Here is a 23,434-nt window from a genome sequence, read left to right on the forward strand (position 1 = left end):
AAAGGGTAATCATTAAAACCGGGATACCACGTTCACCGCCACACAGGCGGCTTAGAAATGTGAAGTAACGTTTTAGGTTTTGTAATCTAGGTTCACCGCCACACAGGCGGCTTAGAAAAATTCGCGACGTATTAACAATGGTTCGGAAGCGTTCACCGCCACACAGGCGGCTTAGAAAAAATAGCGCATTCGTCTAAATGCAAGTCGCCAGTTCACCGCCACACAGGCGGCTTAGAAACATCACAGTAAGTACCAGATGCGCCGACAGTTGTTCACCGCCACACAGGCGGCTTAGAAAGTGGTCAAAATATTGCGTTGTTTTGCGTATGCGTTCACCGCCACACAGGCGGCTTAGAAATTACTAAGGCCCAGCCTGCCCCTCTGTCTCTAGTTCACCGCCACACAGGCGGCTTAGAAAAAAGTGAATTACAGCGCGATTAACTCCACAATGTTCACCGCCACACAGGCGGCTTAGAAAACTCCAGAGCCCACTTTTTATCGCGTTCTTTCGTTCACCGCCACACAGGCGGCTTAGAAATCGCATGTTGAAGCGTCTTGGTTTCCCAGTTCGTTCACCGCCACACAGGCGGCTTAGAAAAGCATACGCTTGATTCATTCGCTCCATGTTCAGTTCACCGCCACACAGGCGGCTTAGAAAACGTTTTCAAACATTACTTGCGCCCCTTAATTGTTCACCGCCACACAGGCGGCTTAGAAATAGCTGGAGATATGAAGGCGTTTGGAAGTGTAGTTCACCGCCACACAGGCGGCTTAGAAAATACGTGAATGATAGCGGCCATAAACATACCAGTTCACCGCCACACAGGCGGCTTAGAAATTTACCGTAAGCGATACCCACGGCGCCTTTGTGTTCACCGCCACACAGGCGGCTTAGAAACGATGTATTAATTGTCGCTACAATTGCACCATGTTCACCGCCACACAGGCGGCTTAGAAACGTTATCCGATGTTGCAACGATTACCGATTTCGTTCACCGCCACACAGGCGGCTTAGAAAAAAGGCGAGCAATTCAGTCACTAGGCTTTTAGGTTCACCGCCACACAGGCGGCTTAGAAATCATCATTTCTTACCCAGCGTGTACCTGATATGTTCACCGCCACACAGGCGGCTTAGAAACAAAATTAAATCCTCGTTACCTGCTATCGGCTGTTCACCGCCACACAGGCGGCTTAGAAAGTCTATGAGAATGTTTTCACCATTGCGAATCCGTTCACCGCCACACAGGCGGCTTAGAAATGCAAGAATCGACTGGTCTTCGTCACGTGTCAGTTCACCGCCACACAGGCGGCTTAGAAAAAGCGTGATAAAACCTGCAGCAGGAAGCAGGAGTTCACCGCCACACAGGCGGCTTAGAAATACCCCCGCACTCCCACCATAAACAACACCATGTTCACCGCCACACAGGCGGCTTAGAAACGAGAAGTCGCCAGCGCCAGTTGCACCGACACGTTCACCGCCGCACAGGCGGCTTAGAAATCAAAGCTAGTTAACCCCACATTGGTTTGAGGGTTCACCGCCGCACAGGCGGCTTAGAAATTTCGCCGCCAAGTCGAGTAATTCAGGATTAAGTTCACCGCCGCACAGGCGGCTTAGAAAACTCAGGTAACGGCAATATCGTTGGTGACTCGGTTCACCGCCGCACAGGCGGCTTAGAAAGCGCTAAGTCGTCAGCGGCATCTATACCTAAGGTTCACCGCCGCACAGGCGGCTTAGAAAGTTCTTTGCAGAACTCCACTAGATAGTTAGTTGTTCACCGCCGCACAGGCGGCTTAGAAAAAAAGCAAAGAGAGTGCGCAACACCCACCACCGTTCACCGCCGCACAGGCGGCTTAGAAAAGGAAAGGGCCTTATCACTCGATGCAATGCGGGTTCACCGCCACACAGGCGGCTTAGAAACACAAGAGAAGGCGAAGTATTTAAAAATTCAAGTTCACCGCCGCACTGGCGGCTTGTAGATATAGCGGTAAGGGTGAGTGCTAATATTGGCGTTAATGTCGTTGTTAACTTGTAGTCTTATCTTAAATCAGCATAATGCTTCGAACTCCCTTTTAACTTTAAGCCTAGTATTGTGATGTATGGCGTCAGCTAGAGAGTGCTAGCCCATATCGGCTATTGATGAGTTCAATAATTGATTACGGCCTTACGATACTTTTTGAATATTTTATAACACCTTGATAAAGGATAGATTTCCCCTTTGACTCGCTCCCGCCAATCAACCACTCAAGCCTCAGTGGTTAAGCCTTTAGCCTCAAACGGTTCTGTATCGGTAAGTCGACTCTCGACTGAAGTGCAACGTGCATTTTTGCAAGGAGGGGTATTGTCGACGCATATTCAAGGATTTAGTGCTCGGGAAAGTCAAATGCAGATGGCACAAGGGGTAAGTGAGGCCATTGCATCTAAAGGTAATTTGGTGATTGAGGCGGGCACGGGGGTTGGAAAAACCTTTGCCTATTTGATCCCTGCGTTATTGAGCGGCAAACAAGTTATCATTAGTACGGGCAGTAAAAATCTGCAAGAGCAATTATTTTTTAAAGATTTACCTGCACTTACCTCTATGTTTGGGATTGAGCCTAAACTCGCCTTACTCAAGGGGCGTAATAATTATCTGTGCCAGTGGCGACTGGATAAACAAATGCGAGAGGCAAGCCATATTGAAGCTCGTTTACTGGATGATTTATTAAAAATTAATCAGTGGGCGGGTATCAGTCAGGATGGTGATATTGGTGCGCTTACCTCTGTTCCTGAGCATTCTTCTGCGCTGCCATTAGTGGTGAGTACCAAGGAGACTTGTCTTGGCAAGCGCTGCGATTTTTATGAGGTCTGCTTTACCCGTAAAGCGCGTAGCCGTGCCATGGATGCTAAGATTATCGTCGTTAACCACCATTTATTTTTCGCTGATAGCGTATTGAAGGACACGGGCTTTGCTGAGTTATTGCCCGATCCCGATGTGGTTATTTTCGATGAGGCACATTTATTACCCGATATTTGTGTTAACTATTTTGGTCAACAATGTTCGAGTCGTACTATCGATGATCTTATTCAAAAGCTACTTGCCATTTATCAAACAGAACTGAGTGATACTGGGCAAATTGCCCAGTTTTGTCAGCGTTGTCTTACCAAATTAAGTGATTGGCATAATCAGTTATATTCGGCTGGTGAGTCAGATTGGCGATTGGTGCTAGGCAATAAATTACTCGCTACTGCCTCATGGGATTTACTGGCAGAGTTAACTGCACTGCAAAATTTATTAATGGCTCATATTGGCCGTAGTGAGTTATTAGATGATATCGCGATTCAGTTGGCTGAGTTAAATAATAAACTCAATGTGTTTTTTCATTGCGATAATAATCAGGCCGCCTATAGCGTTGAATTTGGTAGTCGCTTTGTCGTGCTACGTATTTCGCCAATTAATATTGCCCGAGAGTGTCAGCAGTTATTTGTGCCAGAAACCAGTTGGATATTTACCTCGGCAACGTTGCAAGTTAATCGCAGCCTTGCGCATTTTGCCCGTGAAATGGGGATAGTCGATGCGGCCCAAAGTATTCTCGATAGTCCCTTTGATTATCCGCGCCAAGCCGTATTTTGTGTGCCGAGGCAACTTGGGAATGTGGCAAATCAACAGCAAGCATTAAAACAACTGGTGGATGTGTGTGTGCAAGCCATAGATGCGGCGCAAGGACGTACTTTTATTCTATTTACCAGCCATAACATGCTGGAGCAAACTGCGTTGGCACTGCGGGCTCGTACTCAATATCCATTGTTAGTGCAAGGGCAAGCGGGAAAGCAGAGTTTGTTAACTAAGTTTCGTCAGCTTGGTAATGCGGTATTACTCGGTACTAGCAGTTTTTGGGAAGGAGTGGATGTGCGCGGCAAGCTATTAAGTTGCGTGATTATCGATAAATTACCTTTTGTCTCACCTGATGAACCACTGTATCGCGCACGAGCCGACAACGTGAGTCGTCAAGGGGGCGATCCTTTTACTGAAGTGTCGTTGCCTCAGGCGATTATTGCGCTTAAACAAGGTGTTGGACGTCTTATTCGTGATGAAAAAGACCGTGGTGTATTAATCCTTTGCGATAATCGGATTGTGAATCGCTATTATGGCCAAGCCTTTTTAAATTCACTGCCGCCAATGGCGCGTACCCGCGACTTAGATAAAGCATTGGCGTTTTTAAGAACCATCCCATAAAAACATCTTATTAATAATATTGGCGGACAACTGACTATTTAGGCGTTATAGCTTAAATAAAAATTGCCACCTGTGGGCATAGGTGGCAAATTTCTTTGGAGATAGGTTTTAAAAGGCGTTACTGCCTAGTGAATCCATTCAACACGGTTGGTTTTTATTCACTTAACAATAAATCAATGACACTCTTTACAGGAATCAGCAGGTGCTTTTTCTTCATGGGCGATATGGCAATTAGTGCATGTGAGAACGCCATCATGTTTAGTATGGGCATCACCTTTAAGGGTTTTCATTTCACCATGACATGCTACGCATTGCTCATTTTCAAAAACATAATCCGCAGAAGGGGTTTTATCCTTATGACAGGATTCACAATCAGAGCGTTCTGAATGGCTGTCGGCAAGTGATGCCGCCATTAAACTAGTCGAAAAGCACAGTACAGACATTAGCATCATCTTTTTAAGCATATTATTTTCCTTCTTTATTGTTGGGTAAATCATCAATCTCAAGTGAGTTAAATCATCTATGTCGTTATGATAACTATCCAATAAAACCTGTGCTTTTGGTAATAAAGCGCATGTTGTGTGAATATGATGTAGGTATCATTACTGTTTATTTAAAAAAACGAGATGATATATCAATGAAAGCTTATGCTTCATTGATGTCGCTGTTTTATGATTAATATCGCTTAATACATCAGGTGTTAATTCGCCAAAATTAAGGTTAAATTAATAATAATCCAGAGATTTATGTTTAACTTTTCGAAGGTATAATAAGTTTTTGAAGTGATAAAACGTTGATCGTTATCAAATGTGAATGGATGAATGACTTTTTTAGTTTAAAAATTTGATCTAGATGGTGTCCTGAAGTTTTAAAGTTAATATTTAAAATCTCAAAGTTAGAAATCAACTTAATTAAATTTATTTCAAGAATTCTAAATTGTAGAAAATGTAATAATGTATTGGATATAACAGGTGAAACGCAAAATGCATTTTCACCCGTTATATTTATGGCTAATTACGAGTGTTTTAAACCCATTAGTGCTTACAGGGTTTAGAAACTCGCGGTGATCCCTGCGTATACGCTACGGCTCTTTTGAATGTAGTCAAGGTCCGTTGCAGCATCATCTCGTTCTGAATCCGTGAGGTTTGTGACACCTAATTTAAGCCTAAACATTGGGTTTATTTGATAATTGGCTCCAATGTCTAATGAGCCATAACCATCAGATTTGACGTTTGCTCGCAGATATTGCTCATCAGTATAGTGGTAGGCGACAAAGGTCGATAAGCCATCTAATGCTTGCCACTGTAGTTTAATGTTGTAGCTATCCTCTGGCGTTAGGGTAAATGGCGTGCCGTTTTGTTTATCTTTTGCATCGGTTTTGCTGTAATTACCACTTAAGCTGAGATCATCGGTCAAATCGTACCATGCTTGTAATTCCCAACCTGTTATCTTCGCTTCATTTACGTTTTGGTAGGTTAATACCGCGCCGGGAACCCTATTCCAAGTTTCTGTGATGATTTTATTTTCAACATCGTTATGGAAATAAGTGATCGAGCCGCCAATATCCGTAGTTTGGTATTGGGTTGATAACTCATAGTTGACTGAGGTTTCAGGTTCTAATTCTGGGTTACCCGCAAGGGTACAAGAGCCACGGCAAGACGAAATAATATAATCAGCTTGCGATTGTGACATATTGGGGGCTTTAAACGCTTTACCGCCACCACCTTTAATCACCCACTCAGAACTGAGGTTATAGACCAAATACAGGCGAGGGCTGAATTCTGTGCCGTAAACATCGTGGTGATCCACACGGCCACCTAGGGTGATATTGAGTTCGCCTAGGTTAAATTCATCCTGTAAATAAAGGGCCGATTGATTATCGTCTAATACTCCGTCACCTAAGACGTTGCGGCTATTTTCAAGTTTAGTCCAGCGATATTCAGCACCACCAGTGAGCATATGATCGCCAAGTAGTACGGTACTTTGCCCATCGAGATTATGGTTGGTTTGGGTGATATTGCCAATCTCGGCAATTAGGGCTGAGTTATCAGTTACTTCAACATTTTCATAGTAATAGCGTAGGCGAGTATCGCCCCAATTCCAGTGACCATTATGGGTTAACCCTGAACTTATCCGCTCCGCTTGTTGGTAGTTTGTGAGGATAGCACCATAGTTATTCCAATCGGATTCGCGTTCATCATCGGCATAGCTGAGGTCAAACTGTAAATCTTGGCTGCTATCAATAAGCCATTGTAAATTGGCGATAGCACTAATTTCATCTCGGTCTTCAAGGGCATCTAGCTTAGGTTTTAAATCTGAGCGCCATGCATCACGTTTGCTGCTATCCACAATCAGATTTGCTAATAACTTGTCTTTGATAAGTGCGCCACTGGTATAAAAATTATATTTAGTGGTATCACCGCCGTCACCTTTTGTTGGTGTGTCATATTGCACACCAACACTGGTTTGCCAGTCGTCAGTCGGTTGACGCAATATGACGTTGATGACCCCACCTAGGGCTTCTGAACCATATAAAGATGACATAGGACCACGCACAACTTCAATACGCTCAATTGCTGACATGGGAATAGAAGACAAGTCAAAATCGTTGCCATAAGATGATGTGAGTGCTTCGCGCGAGTTGATTCGACGGCCATTGATTAAAATCAGTGTGTAATCAGAATCTAATCCACGTAGGCTGATCTCATTGCGACCATAGGATGTGCCTTCGCTAATATTCACCCCTTGAAGATAACGCACCGCGCTAGCAAGGTCGTCGATGACCAGCGCATCCAGTTCTGCACGATTAATCACCGATACCGATGCAGGGGCGGAAAGTTCAGAGTGCTTAGTTTGAGTTGCTGTCACCACGATTCGTTCCATGTCTGGATTGACTGAGGTCGTTTCTGCCGCATTAACTAAGGTTGTTGAGAGCGATAATCCAATGGCAACCGCACAGGATAAAACCGAAGGGGTAAAACGGGGGAGTGATGGACAATTTATCCGGCTCTTACATAAACGTTGTAAAGTAAACATATCATTCTTCCTTTGATAAAATTGGGCGAATGATAATTATTCTTAATGGAGGCAACAAGTGAATGGCTCACCATTATATGTAAATCTATTGTAAGTTTTACGTATGAAAATGAATTAGTTAATAATAAGTGGAATAGTGATGCATAATTAAGCAACAAGGGAGTATGGGCTCCCTTGTTGCTTTAATCATTAGACTTTTAATCCCACCATAAGTTGGTCGAGTTGTCCTGCCGTTGCTTGTAGTTCATCACAACCGGAAACGGATTGATTTGCCGATTGTTCTACATCGTGTGACTGGTTGCGAATTTCCATCAGATTGGTGGCTATCTCATTGGCTACTGCCGATTGCTCTTCGGCGGAAGTCGCAATAAGTACGCTCATTTCAAATACTTTGTTGCTATGGTGGGCGATAAACTCTAAGTCTTTACCTGTTTGCAGTACGTGTTGCTTGCCTTCATTGGCTTGGTTCACAGTACGCGACATGACTTGCGTTAGGTTACGTATGCCCGATTGCAACGATTCAATCATGGTTTTAATTTCAACGGTAGCCGATTGAGTGCGGCTTGCGAGGGTTCTTACTTCATCAGCAACGACAGCAAACCCGCGGCCTTGTTCACCCGCGCGTGCCGCTTCAATCGCGGCGTTGAGAGCGAGTAGGTTGGTTTGTTGGGAAATGGCATTAATGCTTGAAACGACTTCATCGATCTTGCTGGCATTATCATTGAGAATATTGACGGCATTTGAGGCGTCAGAAATTTCATCCGATAGCAGATCAATGGCTTTGACTGTGGTTTCAATGTCTTTACCACCCGCACTCACTTGCTGATTAGCTTCTTGAGTTTCGGCAGAGGATTGCTCGGCATTGCGGGCGACTTCTTTTACGGCGGCGGTCATTTCTTCCATTGCAGTCGCTAAAGAATCGAGATGTTGACGTTGATTTACCGCAAGAGATTGACCTTGCTGCGCGGTGCTACGAAACGATGACACCACCTCGCGAATTTTATTGGTCGACTCCGCAATTTGCTTCACTAAGGTATGTTGCCGTTCGACTAAGGTATCAATGCTGATGGCTAAGATACTGAATTCGTCCTTCACTTCGAAAAAGTTTAAACGTCCGGTTAAATCGCCTGAGGCCGCTCTTTTTAACGCCATGACAGTGGTGTAAAGCGCGCCACCGACAAAAGTTGAAATGTAATAGCTAAACAAAAATAGCACAAACAACAGTGCCGCCATCAGCCCATACACCAACAGGTTATCCTTGGCGAGCAGGGCATCTATCTCTCTATTATCAATGGAAATAATCGTGATCTGATTTTGATCATTAACGCCACTTATTGCTCTTTGGGATTGACTATCATCAATACCGCCACCACTGCGGGCGATGGATTGTGCTTTATTATCAGCATTATTCAGGGCAATGACGTTTACGTTACCGTGACTGAGTTGGTTTTGTAGCTGTTGGCGTTCTTGGTCTGGTAATTTGCTATGGAGCTGGGCAGTTATCTGATTAATTTGTTGTGCTGAGTTTTGCAGTGTCTTGAAATGTGTATCAATAAGGGTTTGCTGAAACTGGATATTAAGAAAAACCGCTAATCCCACAATCATAATCATGGGGACAAGGGCGAGAATAGCGAATTTAGTTTTTAAGGTCATGTGGATAAGATATTGATCTATCCAACGAAATTTTACTTCTTTCATTAGCGCCTCATTAAATTAGGCTGGAACCGAATCTGTATCGGTCAGTTTGCCATAGACTTTATAGTTTTCTGTTTTGTAAGTATTAATGCCTAAACAATCCCAAGATGCTGAAACGCGTATTTTGAAGGCTTAGGTATTACATTAATGTTGTCCAATTACAGTCTATTTGTGTTGATTGCTGCAATTTTGGCAAGGTACAGGTTTGAGTTTACAGTTTAGTTACATTCGCGGCTAGTGCTAGTCGTGTTGAAGATGAAAATCTTGCCTGAGAATATAGGTTAACTTTTAACTTGAACAAAACTCATCCACTGTTTTGGGGTAACACATGAATTTGCATGATAAAAACCCCCAATAAGCCCTAGTAATATGCCGCTCGCTCGCGTAAAATTTCTATCCTTTTATTTCGTTATAGCTAGCAAAGCGTCTGGCATTAACGCCCGATAACCTGAGCACCCAAATAGCCTGAAAGTTTGGCGCCCATAGCACTTGTTTATCAAGCGCGACTATGCAGTGGAAGAGAAAATGCAGCAGTTAACTGAGATCGTAGAACAAGCCTTAGTCATTATTGACCAGGCCAGTGATCTAAAAGCACTGGATGATATCCGTGTCGATTACCTTGGTAAGAAAGGTAAGATCACCGACATGATGAAAATGATGGGTAGCTTAAGCCCTGAAGAAAAGCCCGCCTTTGGCCAAGCGGTCAATGATGCTAAACAGGCGATTCAACAAAAATTAACTGAACGCATCGATGGTCTGAAGAGTTCGGAGCTGGAAGCCAAATTAATCGCTGAAAAGATTGATGTGACTTTGCCTGGCCGCACTCAAGAGAACGGTGGTTTGCACCCCGTGACGCGCACTATCGAGCGTATCGAAACCTTTTTTGGGGAATTAGGGTTCTCGGTAAAGCAGGGGCCTGAAATTGAAGATGATTTCCACAATTTCGATGCCTTGAATATCTCTGAGCACCATCCAGCGCGTGCCGATCATGATACCTTTTATTTCAATCCTAAACTGATGCTGCGTACCCAAACTTCGGGCGTGCAAATTCGTACTATGGAAACTGAAAAGCCGCCACTGCGCATTATTTCTCCGGGTCGTGTTTATCGTAACGATTACGACCAAACTCACACGCCTATGTTCCACCAAGTGGAAGGGTTGCTCGTGGATGAGCATGTTAACTTTGCTGAATTGAAAGGCATTTTGCATGACTTCCTGCGTAATTTCTTCGAAGAAGATCTGCAAGTGCGTTTCCGTCCATCTTACTTCCCCTTTACTGAACCTTCAGCGGAAGTGGATGTGATGGGCAAAAACGGCAAATGGCTAGAAGTGTTAGGCTGCGGTATGGTACACCCAAATGTGCTGCGCAGCGTTGGCATAGATCCAGAAAAATACTCTGGTTTTGCTTTTGGTATGGGTGTCGAGCGCTTAACTATGTTGCGTTACGGCGTAAACGATTTACGTGCGTTTTTCGAAAACGACCTACGTTTCCTGAAGCAATTTAAATAACGGAGCTGTAATAGCATGAAATTTAGCGAATCTTGGCTTCGTGAATGGGTAAACCCTCCAGTCAGCCGTGAAGCATTATCCCACCAGATCACTATGGCCGGCCTTGAGGTTGATGGCGTAGATCCTGTTGCCGCCGATTTTAATGGTGTGGTAGTGGGTGAAGTGGTTGAATGTGGTCAGCATCCCGATGCCGATAAATTGCGCGTGACCAAAGTCAGCGTGGGCACAGGCGAGCTTATCGATATCGTCTGCGGTGCACCAAACTGCCGTCAGGGTCTTAAAGTGGCCGTGGCTATGGTTGGTGCCGTATTACCTGGCGATTTCAAAATCAAGAAAGCCAAGCTGCGTGGCATGCCATCAGAAGGCATGTTGTGTTCATACAGCGAGCTTGGCATTAACGTCGAAAGCGATGGCATTATCGAACTGCCATTGGACGCGCCATTAGGCACGGATCTGCGTGAGTATCTCAAACTTGATGACGCCGTGATAGAAGTGGATTTAACCGCTAACCGTGCCGATTGTTTAGGCATGGTAGGTCTTGCCCGTGAAGTGGGCGTGTTAAACCGCCAAACAGTGGTTGAGCCACAGTGGCAAGCCGTTACACCAACGATAGATGCTAAAGTAACCATTAACGTTAAGGCGCCAGCGGCATGCCCCCGCTACTTAGGTCGCGTGGTGAAAAACGTCAATGTGAAAGCGGCAACGCCTTTATGGATGCAGGAAAAATTGCGCCGTAGCGGTATTCGCTCTATCGATCCTATCGTTGATATCACTAACTTTGTGTTAGTTGAATTTGGTCAACCGATGCACGCTTTCGATCTGGCCAAATTAACGGGCGATATCCAAGTGCGTTTAGGTAACGGTGATGAGAAAATCACTCTGCTTGATGGCAGCGAAGTGACGATTCCAAGCGATACCTTAGTGATCGCCGACGATGCGCGTCCATTAGCCCTTGCAGGCGTGTTTGGCGGCGAATACTCAGGGGTAAGCGACACGACCCAAGATATTCTACTTGAATGTGCCTTCTTCGCGCCTTTAGCGATTATGGGTAAATCACGTCGCTTAGGTTTGCACACAGATTCATCACACCGCTTTGAACGTGGTGTTGACCCTGAGATGCAACACAAGGTTATCGACCGTGCGACCCGTTTAGTACTTGATATCTGTGGCGGCGAAGCGGGCCCAGTGGTGGAAGCGAAATCGGATGCTGATTTACCCAAACCTGCACAAATCCTGTTACGTCGTAGCAAGTTAGATAGAATTTTGGGGCACCATGTGCCAGACACTGATGTGGTTGAGATTCTGCAACGTCTAGGCTTTAGTGTGGTTGCTAGCCAAGATAGCTGGCAGGTGACCACGGCCACGTATCGCTTCGATATGGCGATTGAGGAAGACTTAATCGAAGAAGTGGCGCGTATCTACGGTTATGACAATATTCCTAATACGGCGCCTGTTGCCGCGCTGCGTATGTCAGATCATAAAGAATCAGACCTAAGCCTAAAACGCGTTCGTGCCTTACTGGTCGCTCGCGGCTTCCAAGAAGCGGTTACCTATAGCTTTGTTGATCCGAAATTGCAAAATCTGGTGCATCCCGGTGAGCAGGCTATGGTGTTACCCAACCCCATTTCCAGTGAAATGTCGGCCATGCGCCTGTCAATGTTCACTGGTTTATTGGCCGCCGTTGGCTACAACCAAAGTCGTCAGCAGAGTCGAGTGAGACTTTTTGAAACTGGCCTGCGCTTTGTTCCTGATATCAATGCAGAATCCGGTGTAAGACAGCAAGCTATGCTCGCTTGTGTCATTACAGGGCTTCAAAATGATGAACATTGGGCTATGGAATCGAAAACCGTTGATTTTTTCGACCTTAAAGGTGATTTAGAAGCAATTATCGGCTTGACAGTTTCCGCGTCAGAATTTAGCTTTAGAGTAGCAACGCATTCTGCCCTCCATCCGGGGCAATGTGCTGAAATATTGAGAAATGATCGAGTGATCGGTCATATAGGTGCAATCCATCCTAGTTTGGAGAAGCCTTTTGGACTCAATGGTAAAACCATCGTTTTTGAGTTGGAATTGGATGCTTTATTGCATACCAGTTTACCGCTAGCCCAAGCTGTATCTAAGTTTCCAGCTAATCGTCGTGATATCGCAGTTGTAGTAGATGAGAGTGTATCTGCAGGCGATGTAATGAAAGTGATAAGAAAAGTTGGCGAAAATCAGTTGGTTGGCATAAACTTGTTCGATGTATACTTAGGTAAAGGTGTTGAACCCGGCAAGAAGAGCCTGGCGATAGCACTTACATTACAAGACACTACTCGTACACTTGAGGAAAAAGAGATCGCTGAGACAGTTGAATCAGTTGTTTCTGCCCTTAAGACCGAGTTCAACGCATCGTTGAGGGATTAAAGTATGGCACTTACCAAAGCCGAAATGGCAGAACATCTTTTTGAAACACTGGGAATGAACAAGCGTGTCGCCAAAGAGATGGTTGAGTCGTTCTTTGAAGAAATTCGGGGCGCACTTGAAAGTGGTGAGCAGGTCAAGTTATCTGGCTTTGGCAACTTTGACCTTAGGGACAAGAATCAAAGACCGGGAAGGAACCCAAAAACAGGCGAAGATATTCCTATTTCTGCTCGCCGTGTCGTGACTTTCCGTCCCGGCCAGAAGCTGAAAACTCGTGTAGAAGCTGCAAATACGGGTAAATAATTTCGTTTGTTTGATGGGAAAGCCACTCCATAGCGAGTGGCTTTCCTGTTTATTTTTTTCGCCACATTATCCTATCCACTGTCTGAGGTGATTTCTTTGTCAAGACAGCCCAAATATTTTGACCGTCGCTTTACACTCTCCTTGCTACACCCTAAATATTGGGGCTCGTGGTTAGCGATTGGTTTACTGGTTATTTTTGGACTTATGCCCGCATGGCTGCGTGATCCCATTGCAAGATTATTAGCAAAATGGGTTATTCCAATTGCCAAAAAGCCGATTAGAGTGGCAAGAGCGAATTTGAAAGCCTGTTTTCCTGAAAAATCTGCCGCTGAAATTGAAGCATTGATCAAAGATAACGTAGAACACTTCGTCTTGGTGCTTTTATCCCAAGGTGAGTTATTAGTTCGCTCGAAAGCACATTTACGCCGCCGTGTGAGCCTGTTTGGATTTGAGCATGTGAAAAAAGCGCAGGCAGCGGGACAACCGATTATTTTTATCATGCCCCATGTCTGGCCGATAGATTATGCCGGATTACGCATCAATTGTGAGATGCCTCTGGTGACTATGGCAAAAGCCCATAAAAACGGTTTGTTTAATTGGTTTAGTAATCGGGTGCGCAGTAGCTGTGGCGGCCATGTGTATATGCGTGAGGCGGGTATTCGGGCCTTATTGGCCGAGCTTAAACAGAATAACAGCTTTTTTTATTTGCCTGATGAGGATTTAGGTCCAGAACAAAGTGTGTTTACGCCTTTTCTTGGGACGGTTAAAGCGACGCTTCCTGTGGTTGGACGTTTAGCGCAGGCGGGTAATGCTCAAGTATTACCAGTAAAGATTGGCTATAACCAAGCTCAATATCGGTTTGAACTGACTGTGATGCCTGCTATTGCTCCGGAAGATATGCTGGGGAAAGAGAATGAAGCCTTGGCACTCAATAAGGTTGTAGAGCAGGTGATCTTGGCTTACCCAGAGCAATATATGTGGTTTCTGCGCTTATTAAAAACGCGTCCAGAGGGAGAGGCTTCTATTTATGGTAACTAAAAACTTTTGATGATGGATCTAAAAAGGCTTTGAGGCGGTTAGCTCAAAGCCTTTTGTACTTTGGGGAAGGAACTAGAAATATCAGCACCGAACATCGACATGTTTTCAATCTCGATACAATCAATGATACAGATGCCTATTCCTGCTCCATTTCAAGTTGCATCAGTAACATATCTTCGCCGTCGAGAACGCGGGTTCGATAGCTTTGACAAGCAGGGCAGACGATGGAGCGTTCATTCAGTTCAGACGATGTTTGGCAATCGAGGCATTCAATCACCAAGGGCTGTAATTGCATATTGAGCTGAGCTTCTTTGCATATACCATCGAGTTTAAAGGTATCGAAGGCCGTTTGCAGTAATGCGGGCTCAACCCCACTCATCACCCCAAGTTTAATCTCTACCCGAGTGATCTTATTTGCCTGATTGGCGAGCGCGTGTTGTTCACATTGCTCAATCAGGGCACTCACAATCGAATATTCGTGCATCAGCAAATCCTTGGCAGCAGTTCACCTTGGGGAAGATCGAGATAGCGCTTGGTATTCCACGGGGTTTTTAAAATCACTTTCCCTGCGGTTTCATCTGTAACCGTGCCGATAATGGCAGCCTGTTCACAGTGACCAAAACGCTGCATAATCTCGAGCGCGCCTAAGGCGATCTCCTGAGGTACAGCAAGGACAAAGGTGCCTTCATTGGCGAGATCCATGGCTTCAAAGCCATAGAGTTCACATAAGCCTTTGACTTCATCACAAACAGGAATACTCGCCTCATTCACTGTGATCCCCACATTGGAGGCAACCGCCCACTCATTTAATACCGCTGATAAACCACCGCGGGTGGCATCACGCATCGCATGAATGGGAATATTGGCGGCAATCAACTGCTCCACGACGGGCCAGAGCGTCGCGCAATCGCTTTGCAGCGCTGATTCGAGCACTAAACCTTCACGAGCCATTAAAATGGCCGCACCGTGACAGCCAATATCACGGGAGACAATAATCGTATCGCCCGCAGTGAGATTTGCAGCCGAGATATTGGGACGCAGGATGCGGCCAATACCTGATGTGTTAATAAATAAACCATCGGCGCAGCCCTTGGGGACAACCTTAGTATCGCCGCAAACAATCCGTGCACCACTTTGTTTTAATTCTTTGGCCATACTGCGGACGATTGTGGTTAAGTCATTGATAGAAAAACCTTCTTCTATAATAACACTGCAGCTTAAATACTGAGGTTCAGCGCCCATCATGGCGAGATCGTTAACAGTGCCCGCGATAGCAAGCTTGCCGATATCCCCGCCGGCAAAAAACAACGGTGATACGGTAAAAGAGTCTGTGGTAAAAGCATTGGCGCCATGTAAGTCGAGTTTTGCAGCGTCCTCTTCATTACGCAGAATTGGATTATCAAACTCAGCAAAAAACAGCTCGCGAATGAGTTTGTTCATCTCTTTGCCACCACCGCCGTGGCTAAGTTGAATGGATTTATCCTTTGGAGAATCAGCCATGATGTGGCTCCTTGATATCGACACCTTGGTAGCGGTAATAGGCATTGCAGGCGCCTTCAGAGCTGACCATACAACTGCCTAATGGCGTTTCAGGGTTGCAACCTCGGCCAAAGACTTTGCAGTCCTTAGGCTTCGCGAGGCCGCGAAGAATATCTCCGCACTGGCAGGCTTTATGATCATCAATTTCTTTCACGGGCAAGCGATCTTTAAACCGTAGTTCGGCGTCTCTATGGGCATATTCAGGTCTGAGTTGCAGCGCTGAATTGGGTATTGGGCCAAGGCCGCGCCAGCGAAATTGTGGTCTAACACTAAAGAATTGGTTCACTTTAGCTTGTGCTGTGAGATTGCCATCCTCTGATACGGCCCGGCTATATTGGATATCAAGCTCGGCTTTCCCTGCCGCTTTTTGTCGGATAATACGCAGGATGGATTCCATTACATCGACAGGTTCAAAACCTGAGACCACTACGGGCGTGCCATATTGCGCGACCGCTGGGCGGTAGATTTTAGCGCCACTTATCACACTGACATGGGCCGGGCCAATAAAGGCATTCACTCGCGCATTAGGATCGTGCATCACGGCATCTATCGCTGGAGGCACTAATACATGGTTGATATGGAAAAGCAGGTTATCGAGTTTTTCATGTTCGGCCAGTTGGAGCAGAATCGCTGTCATTGGTGTTGAGGTTTCAAAACCAATGGCAAAAAAAACAACGATTTTATCGGGATTATCTCGGGCGATTTTGAGGGTATCTAAGGGATCGTAAATTGGGCGAATATCGCAGCCCTTGGCCCTAAAACTGGCTAAAGAGCCTTGAGAACCGGGTACGCGGATCATATCGCCCAGCGTCACAAGGATCACATTTTCTTGGGAGGCAAGCGCGGCAGCTTGGTCAATACGTTCCTTGGGCATCACGCATACTGGACAACCTGGGCCGTGGATAAATTCAATATTATCAGGCAGTAAATCCAGTAAACCGTATTTCATGATTGTGTGGGTATGACCACCACACACCTCCATGATATTGATTTGTTGCTTGATCGTTTTAGCCGTTAGCTGAATGTCCCGCGCCAAATTGGCGATAGTCTGGGGATCGCGAAAGCCTTGGTAGAGGTGTTTTAGTTCAAGCATTCTCTTTCCTTGGTGCGCTGATTGAGCGCACGCCTTTTATCGAAAAAGGATTTAATGTGGGTTAATGCATGGCTTCGTTTTCAAGCTTTGTGACAATTTCTTGATAAAGTTCAAGACTTTGTTGTGCATCTTCTTTATCGATTTTATTCATCACAAAGCCAATATGAATAAGCACATAGTCACCAATTTCAAGCGGCTCAGTCATTAAATGACTACTGACATCGCGGCGAACCCCTAAGGTGTCGACGGTGACACTCTGGCGCTCGGCATCAATTGCCACGACTTGGGAAGGAATGGATAAGCACATTATTGCGACTCTCCCACAGATGTTTGGCGAAGATTGTCCTTAAGCCAAGCGGCAACCGCCTGCATTGAATCGCCATCTTTAATTGAGACTTCAATAATTTGGGTATCTGGATTGAGTTTTTTAAGCTGGGCTCTGGCTTCGGCTAGATTGAAATCAAAATAGGGCAGTAGATCGCACTTAGTGATAAAAACGACATCGGCGCGGCGGAACATTACCGGATATTTTTCAATCTTATCATCGCCCTCTGGTACGGATAGCAGCACGATATTTTTATGGGTGCCCACATCATAGCTTGCAGGACAAACGAGGTTGCCGACGTTTTCCACAAAACAAATATCTAAGCCTTCAAGGGGTAAGTGGTGCAGGGCGCCGTGAACCATGAAGGCATCAAGGTGACAAGCCGATCCGGTTTGAATTTGGTAGGCTTTAATACCTTTCGCGATGAGACGATCAGCATCGCGCGAGGTTTCTAAATCGCCTTCAATCACCGCATAGTTAAGCGTGGTGTATTCTTTGAGGTTTTCTAAAAGCGTGGTTTTACCACTGCCAGGACTGCTCATCAAATTAAAGGCGGTAATATTATGCGCCTCGAAATGAGCACGATTATGGCCCGCTTCAACATCATTTTTGTCGAGAATTTTGTGAATAACCGATAAGGTTTTTTTATCGTTTAACTGGGGATTCGTGTGCAGTTCAGGATGGTGGTGCTCGTGGTTATGTGAATGCGCGCCGAGATGATCATGTTCGTGGCGGGTAAGAGAGCAGCCGCAGTCTTTACACATAGTGTTATCACTCCTTTAGGCATTATGATGACCCTTGGATTTAGCTTACCCCGTCACCATAATATTATGGGCAAATCGTTAAATTTGGTTACGCTAATGTTAAGTGTGATACAAATCGGGAAATGATTCTTTGATATTCGTCAGGTTATGGGGATTCAATGGCACGTTTTAATACATGCCATTGAATTTCCCAGAGTAGTTTTACAACGGTAAATACGGGCTAAGCAAATTATTGACGGTATTCCAGTTGCTAATATCGCCGTAAATCAGTTTGTTATTGGTTTTGTTTAAGATCCATATGCATTTTGATCAAATGTTCCTCCATATCGAAGGTGACTTTAAATCCTAAACTTTTTGCTAGGCTTGCCATATTACGGTTTTCAAACATGGTAAAACCTGTGAGCACTGCCGTATCGTTGGCTTGATAATACTTAATGAGTTTTTCGAGTAGTAACTTGCCTAGACCTATGCCTTGATGATCGCCGCGTACTGCCATGGCAAATTCGGCTTCTGTATTATCGGGATCGATAGAAGCCCTTACTGCGCCTAGGGTGATATCATCACCATCTGGGCCTTTTGCGGTCGCGATAAACGCCATTTCTCGGGCGTAATCGATTTGGGTTAATACCGCCATTTCCTCATGGGTCATTTTAGAACGTACCCCAAAATAGCGTTTGTACCTGTCTTCATCGGATAGCGAGTTATCGAAGGCCAAATGCTTAGGTTCATCCTCGGGTAAAATTGGCCTTAGCATCACCTTTAGGCCATTTTTAAGTTCGGCTTCTTCTTCTAATTCCTTGGGATAGGGCATGATCGCGAGGCGGGAAGTGCTGTCGGTATTAGCATCATGCAAGCGAATATTCACATCGAGCAGGGTGATCTTTTCTCCCGCTGCTAATACGGGATTTAAATCTAATGAGGCAATTTCGGGGCAGTCGATAATAATGTGGGAGATCTGCGTTAGCATCACACACAGGGCATTCATATCTAAACCTAAGGGTAAATGCCGGTCCTTTAGTTTGTGGGTCTTTAATGCTTGGATCACCATATAGCGCGCTAATGCCATATTGAGTGGGGGCAGGGCAACAGCGGCATCGTTTGTGGGATCCCATTCTGAGCCGCCTTCACCTAAACAAATGGCAGGGCCAAAGACGGGATCGCTTATCACGGCCACGCGGATCTCCTGTGCACCCGCCGTTAGCGCCATTTTTTGCACTATCATACCTTCGATAATGGCGTCGGGATTCGCCTGATGCACCCTTTGCGTAATCGCGTTCGCCGCATGACGGATATCTTCAGCCGACGTTAAATTAAGCATGACCCCATGCACATCGGATTTATGCAAAATATTGGGCGATTGGACTTTTAAAGCCAAGGGATAACCCGCCTCATTGGCGATAGCAACGGCTTCATCGGCATCTTTAACAAACCAAGTATCAATAGTGTTGAGGCCGTAAGCACGCAAAATGGGGATCGCCTCATGGGTTTCGAGTACCGATTTTCCTTTAGCTTGCGCAGCTTGCAGTAATTTTCGCGCGGTTTGGCTATCGGTTGGAATATTATCGGGAATGGATTGGGGGACTTCCTGCAGTAATTTTTGGTTACGGCGATATTCAACCATGTGCATAAACGCACCCACGGCACCTTCAGGTGTGCGATAGGTCGGAATGCCGCCCTTTGTAAATCGCTTTCTCGCCTGATAGGCCGAATCTTCTCCGCTCCAGTTGGTGAGAATATTCAACCGATTCTTTTTGGGATGGGTGTGTATGGTCTTGATCAATGCATCAGCGATTTCAACACTCTCACCAAGTGCTGACGGTGAATGTAACACTAATATGGCATCTAACTCATTACAATCCATCAAAATACTCAATGCCTTAGCATAACGAGTCGCATCGGCATCACCGATAATATCGACAGGATTTTGCCGTGACCAAGTGCTGGGTAACACGGCCTCAAGCTGAGCAATGGTGTCCTCTGTGAGTTCGGCCAGCTTTCCACCACGTAAAATTAACTCATCGACTGCTAATACGGCAGGGCCGCCACCATTACTGATAATACCTAAGCGTTCCCCTTGGAGTGGATTTGAATGAGCCAGGCTTTCTACCGCCGCAAAAAGTTCAATTAAATCATTAACCCGCAACATACCTGCGCGGCGAAATGCCGCTTCATACACGGCATCATTACCACCTACACCACCCGTGTGCAATTTTGCGGCGCGGGCACCTTCAGGGCTTCGGCCCGATTTAATGACGAGGATGGGTTTATTGCGGGAGGCGGCGCGGGCGGCTGATAAAAAATGGCGCTTTTCATTGACTGAATCGATATACAACATAATGGCGCTGGTGCGGCTATCGCGGCCTAAGTAATCGAGTAATTCATCGAAGTTAATATCGGTGGCGTCACCAAGAGAAATAAAAGAAGAAAACCCTATGCCTTTATTATTGGCCCAATCGAGTACCGTCGTGCAAATGGCGGCGGATTGAGACACGAAAGCAATTTTCCCAGGAAGCGCGCTGGCATGGGCTAAACTGGCATTTAAACCAAGTGGCGGCAATAACATACCTAAACTATTCGGCCCAAGGATACGCATGCCATAACGCTTAGCATGTTGCATCGTAAGTTCGAGCAAACTCACACCTTCCTCATTAAACTCCTGTGCCATACCTGAGGCCATAATAATGGCCACTTTACAACCAAACTGAGCTAAGGTTTCAACAATAGCGGGCACGCGGCAAGCACGGGTACAAATCACGGCTAAATCGGGTTTTATCGGAAGGGCCTCAATATTGGGATAGGCAAGCACGCCCATCACAGCCCGATATTTAGGCGTAACAGGCATAATTGGCCCAGAAAAACCACTGGAGAGCAGGTTTTTCATCAACACATTACCAGCGCGTTTCTCGGTATTCGAGGCGCCAATAATGGCAACGGAAGTCGGTTTAAATAAGGAGTTTAATGTACGTTGACTCATAAGCGATTCCATCCCAATCAATGACGCTTTCAGTGTAACCTAGGGTTTGATGGCTGCACAGTTAAGTTTCTGTATCTACTAAGACTATATGATGAATTGAGTCCGTTTTACTGAAGGAAGTTACCGAGTGGATAACAGGTTTGATAAACTCAGTGTTGATGATATTCAAATCCGTTTCTAATACATTTGGCAGTGGTAGCAATGACAGGATTTTACGAGTTTTTTAGTTTACCCGATAGGGTTGAGGTTGTTTGTCCCTTATGTGATGGTTGTGCTACTTTCACCTATGCTCATGTTTTACAAATAGAAAAAAAAGATGCCCATTTATTTGAAAACGAGCAGTTTGAGATCAAACTGTTTAACCAAAGATTTGCCCATAAATGGCCCGGCGTGCTGTTTTTTCCTCCCTTATTCGGTGCAGTGTCTTGGCGGGAAAAATTGCCAGAAAAATACCAAGGTGCTTCGACTTGGGAGCATAGGGCAAATAGTGCTTTTACGGACGGCACAGATCTTGGCCTTATTTGTTGTCATCAATGTATGGCAAAACAGAAACATCAACTTGAATGGCCCCAAGATGCATTTTATTCAATTGAATTTAAAGGCCATTTACTTTGGGCATTCAATAAAATGATGATGCAGCAGATCCGTGATTATATTCAGGCTAAAGATCGCGACGCGGTATTTGCGTCTGAGCCAATCGTCATTCGACATTTGCCAACGGTTTTTAAACTGGCTAAAAATCGCGAGGGATTAGTCAAAAAAATCAATAAGCTCATTTACCGCCCATAGTTTATGAAAATGACTCGGTATATTGATAACGGGCTGTATTAATAAGAAAGCCGTCATTGGTTATCCAATGACGGCTTTTAATGTGCTAACCCCGCGTTAATCGATATGAGTGAGTCACGCCATATTAAGCGCGCTGTCTTGCCATAATGTCAGCTTGGCTTGAAAGATATTCATCGAAGGTGCCTTGGAAGTTAATCAGTTTTTTATCTTTAATATCAATGATCCGCGTTGCCAATGATGAAACAAATTCACGGTCGTGGCTGACGAATATTAAGGTGCCTTCAAAGTCTTTGAGTGCATTATTTAAGGCTTCAATGGCTTCCATATCCATATGGTTGGTGGGTTCATCCATGATGATGACGTTAATGTCTTGCATCATTAACTTGCCGAAGATTAAACGGTTTTTCTCACCGCCTGAGCAGTTTTTCGCTTTTTTATTGGCATCATCTTCGGTAAACAGTAGGCGTCCAAGCATGGCGCGTACCATCAAATCGTTATGCTTAGGTTGGCGCCATTGATCCATCCATTCCATGATGGTGAGATCGTTATCAAAATCTGAGGTGCTGTCCTGTGGGCAATAACCGATAGAGGCATTCTCGGACCATTTAATCGTGCCTTCATTGTGGATTAACTCATTAACTAAACAGCGCAGTAAGGTGGTTTTACCAACACCGTTTTCACCGATTATCGCTAGCTTAGCGCCCGCTTCGAGAATTAAATCGCCGCCTTGGAAGAGGAGTTCACCGTCAAAACCGTGGCCGAGATTTTCCAGCACTAAGGCTTGGCGGTGCATTTTTTTACCGGCAGCAAAGCGAATGGAAGGCGTAATGCGGCTCGATGATTTCACTTCATCGAGTTTAATTTTATCCATACGTTTGGCTCGAGAACTGGCTTGTTTGGCCTTAGAGGCGTTAGCACCAAAACGGTTTACGAAGTCCTGTAATTCTTCAATCTCAGCACTCTTTTTAGCGTTACCCGCCAATAGCTGTTCACGTAGCAGGGAAGATTGGGCTAAAAAGTATTCATAGTTGCCGGGATAAATGCGCAGTTCGCCATAATCAATATCCGCCATATGGGTACAAACGGCATTTAAAAAATGCCTATCATGGGAGATGATGATCATGGTGCATTTGCGTTTGTTCAGCTCGGTTTCAAGCCAACTAATGGTATGAATATCCAAGTTGTTGGTCGGTTCGTCGAGCAGCAAAATATCGGGGTTAGCAAATAGGGCTTGGGCTAATAACACCCGCAATTTCCAACCTGGAGCGACTTGGGACATTGGGCCGTAATGGAAGGATTCTTCAATACCCGCTTCGATCAGGATTTCGCCCGCCCGACTTTCGGCGCTATAGCCATCCATTTCGGCAAATTCACTTTCAAGATCGCCAACGCGCATACCATCTTCTTCGGTCATGTCGGCTTTGGCATAAATTGCGTCACGTTCTTGTTTGACTTTCCAAAGCTGAACATCACCCATGATCACCGCATCGATAACAGTGTATTGCTCAAAGGCAAATTGATCTTGGCTTAAGGTACCGACCTTTAATCCCGGTGTGATGGACACATTGCCTGAGGTTGGGGCGAGTGCACCACTTAAGATTTTCATAAAGGTGGATTTGCCGCAGCCGTTAGCGCCGATCAGACCGTAGCGGTTGCCGTTACCAAATTTTGCCGAGATATTTTCAAATAAAGGCTCGGGGCCGAATTGCATTGTGATATTTGCGGTAGAGATCAAAAGGAACGTTCCTAATTTGGGTA

At 45.3% G+C, this 23,434-nt stretch carries 16 protein-coding genes and 1 CRISPR repeat array (1 of these 17 cut by a window edge); of the genes, 6 read left to right on the top strand and 10 right to left on the bottom strand.

The window, feature by feature from the left end; translation table 11 throughout:
* Positions 1-1,978: a CRISPR direct-repeat array (repeat unit 28 nt; unit sequence GTTCACCGCCACACAGGCGGCTTAGAAA) (it extends 330 nt beyond the left edge of the window).
* A 238-nt stretch (positions 1,979-2,216) separates the two neighbouring features.
* Complete coding sequence (locus tag MZ182_RS09215; protein ID WP_011789480.1) at positions 2,217-4,211, top strand: ATP-dependent DNA helicase; 1,995 nt, start codon at positions 2,217-2,219, stop codon at positions 4,209-4,211.
* Between the two features lie 173 nt (positions 4,212-4,384).
* Here MZ182_RS09215 and MZ182_RS09220 read toward each other — a convergent pair whose 3' ends face one another.
* The 3 genes from MZ182_RS09220 to MZ182_RS09230 form a co-directional block, all read right to left on the bottom strand.
* Positions 4,385-4,675, bottom strand: coding sequence for a cytochrome c3 family protein (locus MZ182_RS09220; RefSeq protein ID WP_011919229.1), 291 nt, complete (start codon positions 4,673-4,675; stop codon positions 4,385-4,387).
* A gap of 586 nt (positions 4,676-5,261) precedes the next feature.
* Positions 5,262-7,247, bottom strand: coding sequence for a TonB-dependent receptor domain-containing protein (locus tag MZ182_RS09225; protein ID WP_248065845.1), 1,986 nt, complete (start codon positions 7,245-7,247; stop codon positions 5,262-5,264).
* A gap of 189 nt (positions 7,248-7,436) precedes the next feature.
* Positions 7,437-8,945 carry a methyl-accepting chemotaxis protein gene (locus MZ182_RS09230; RefSeq protein ID WP_248065844.1) on the bottom strand — a complete coding sequence of 503 codons (1,509 nt, stop codon included), beginning with the start codon at positions 8,943-8,945 and terminating at the stop codon, positions 7,437-7,439.
* Positions 8,946-9,467: 522 nt separating this feature from the next.
* Between MZ182_RS09230 and pheS the strand changes: the two genes are divergently transcribed.
* The 4 genes from pheS to lpxM all read left to right on the top strand — a co-directional run bounded on the left by pheS (position 9,468) and on the right by lpxM (position 14,192).
* Positions 9,468-10,451, top strand: a complete 984-nt coding sequence (pheS, locus tag MZ182_RS09235; RefSeq protein WP_011789476.1) for a phenylalanine--tRNA ligase subunit alpha — start codon at positions 9,468-9,470, stop codon at positions 10,449-10,451.
* A 15-nt stretch (positions 10,452-10,466) separates the two neighbouring features.
* Positions 10,467-12,854, top strand: a complete 2,388-nt coding sequence (gene pheT, locus MZ182_RS09240) for a phenylalanine--tRNA ligase subunit beta (RefSeq protein WP_248065843.1) — start codon at positions 10,467-10,469, stop codon at positions 12,852-12,854.
* Between the two features lie 3 nt (positions 12,855-12,857).
* Positions 12,858-13,154 carry an integration host factor subunit alpha gene (ihfA, locus tag MZ182_RS09245; RefSeq protein WP_006081370.1) on the top strand — a complete coding sequence of 99 codons (297 nt, stop codon included), beginning with the start codon at positions 12,858-12,860 and terminating at the stop codon, positions 13,152-13,154.
* A gap of 96 nt (positions 13,155-13,250) precedes the next feature.
* Positions 13,251-14,192: a lauroyl-Kdo(2)-lipid IV(A) myristoyltransferase gene (lpxM, locus tag MZ182_RS09250; RefSeq protein WP_115017976.1), complete on the top strand. Its 942-nt coding sequence runs from the start codon at positions 13,251-13,253 to the stop codon at positions 14,190-14,192.
* Between the two features lie 136 nt (positions 14,193-14,328).
* Here the strand turns inward: lpxM and hypA are convergent, their stop codons facing one another.
* The 6 genes from hypA to MZ182_RS09280 all read right to left on the bottom strand — a co-directional run bounded on the left by hypA (position 14,329) and on the right by MZ182_RS09280 (position 20,887).
* A complete protein-coding gene (hypA, locus tag MZ182_RS09255) occupies positions 14,329-14,676 on the bottom strand; it encodes a hydrogenase/urease nickel incorporation protein HypA (protein WP_011789473.1) in 348 nt (115 codons plus the stop codon).
* Positions 14,676-15,692 carry a hydrogenase expression/formation protein HypE gene (gene hypE / locus MZ182_RS09260; RefSeq protein WP_248065842.1) on the bottom strand — a complete coding sequence of 339 codons (1,017 nt, stop codon included), beginning with the start codon at positions 15,690-15,692 and terminating at the stop codon, positions 14,676-14,678. The genes hypA and hypE overlap by 1 nt, the downstream gene beginning before the upstream one ends.
* Positions 15,685-16,824 carry a hydrogenase formation protein HypD gene (hypD, locus tag MZ182_RS09265; RefSeq protein WP_248065841.1) on the bottom strand — a complete coding sequence of 380 codons (1,140 nt, stop codon included), beginning with the start codon at positions 16,822-16,824 and terminating at the stop codon, positions 15,685-15,687. The genes hypE and hypD overlap by 8 nt, the downstream gene beginning before the upstream one ends.
* A gap of 61 nt (positions 16,825-16,885) precedes the next feature.
* Positions 16,886-17,131, bottom strand: a complete 246-nt coding sequence (locus MZ182_RS09270; RefSeq protein ID WP_011789470.1) for a HypC/HybG/HupF family hydrogenase formation chaperone — start codon at positions 17,129-17,131, stop codon at positions 16,886-16,888.
* A complete protein-coding gene (hypB, locus tag MZ182_RS09275; RefSeq protein WP_248065840.1) occupies positions 17,131-17,913 on the bottom strand; it encodes a hydrogenase nickel incorporation protein HypB in 783 nt (260 codons plus the stop codon). Before hypB ends, MZ182_RS09270 begins: the two co-directional genes overlap by 1 nt.
* 274 nt (positions 17,914-18,187) lie before the next feature.
* Positions 18,188-20,887, bottom strand: coding sequence for an acetate--CoA ligase family protein (locus tag MZ182_RS09280; RefSeq protein WP_011789468.1), 2,700 nt, complete (start codon positions 20,885-20,887; stop codon positions 18,188-18,190).
* Positions 20,888-21,088: 201 nt separating this feature from the next.
* On the opposite strand from MZ182_RS09280, the gene MZ182_RS09285 reads away from it, so the two are divergent.
* Positions 21,089-21,676, top strand: a complete 588-nt coding sequence (locus tag MZ182_RS09285; RefSeq protein WP_014610660.1) for a hypothetical protein — start codon at positions 21,089-21,091, stop codon at positions 21,674-21,676.
* 124 nt (positions 21,677-21,800) lie between these two features.
* Here the strand turns inward: MZ182_RS09285 and MZ182_RS09290 are convergent, their stop codons facing one another.
* On the bottom strand, positions 21,801-23,411 hold the full coding sequence (locus MZ182_RS09290) for an ABC-F family ATPase (RefSeq protein ID WP_011789466.1): 1,611 nt from the start codon (positions 23,409-23,411) through the stop codon (positions 21,801-21,803).
* Positions 23,412-23,434 lie beyond the last annotated feature (23 nt).

The sequence above is a fragment of the Shewanella sp. JNE2 genome (assembly GCF_023159115.1).
GTDB lineage: Bacteria > Pseudomonadota > Gammaproteobacteria > Enterobacterales > Shewanellaceae > Shewanella > Shewanella putrefaciens.

Coding starts and splice junctions, on each gene's coding strand:
- MZ182_RS09280 (WP_011789468.1), bottom strand. CDS start 20,887: ATGAGTCAACGTACATTAAACTCCTTATTTAAACCGACTTCCGTTGCC.
- MZ182_RS09220 (WP_011919229.1), bottom strand. CDS start 4,675: ATGCTTAAAAAGATGATGCTAATGTCTGTACTGTGCTTTTCGACTAGT.
- hypA (WP_011789473.1), bottom strand. CDS start 14,676: ATGCACGAATATTCGATTGTGAGTGCCCTGATTGAGCAATGTGAACAA.
- ihfA (WP_006081370.1), top strand. CDS start 12,858: ATGGCACTTACCAAAGCCGAAATGGCAGAACATCTTTTTGAAACACTG.
- hypB (WP_248065840.1), bottom strand. CDS start 17,913: ATGTGTAAAGACTGCGGCTGCTCTCTTACCCGCCACGAACATGATCAT.
- hypD (WP_248065841.1), bottom strand. CDS start 16,824: ATGCTTGAACTAAAACACCTCTACCAAGGCTTTCGCGATCCCCAGACT.
- MZ182_RS09285 (WP_014610660.1), top strand. CDS start 21,089: ATGACAGGATTTTACGAGTTTTTTAGTTTACCCGATAGGGTTGAGGTT.
- hypE (WP_248065842.1), bottom strand. CDS start 15,692: ATGGCTGATTCTCCAAAGGATAAATCCATTCAACTTAGCCACGGCGGT.
- MZ182_RS09230 (WP_248065844.1), bottom strand. CDS start 8,945: ATGAAAGAAGTAAAATTTCGTTGGATAGATCAATATCTTATCCACATG.
- pheS (WP_011789476.1), top strand. CDS start 9,468: ATGCAGCAGTTAACTGAGATCGTAGAACAAGCCTTAGTCATTATTGAC.
- pheT (WP_248065843.1), top strand. CDS start 10,467: ATGAAATTTAGCGAATCTTGGCTTCGTGAATGGGTAAACCCTCCAGTC.
- MZ182_RS09270 (WP_011789470.1), bottom strand. CDS start 17,131: ATGTGCTTATCCATTCCTTCCCAAGTCGTGGCAATTGATGCCGAGCGC.
- MZ182_RS09225 (WP_248065845.1), bottom strand. CDS start 7,247: ATGTTTACTTTACAACGTTTATGTAAGAGCCGGATAAATTGTCCATCA.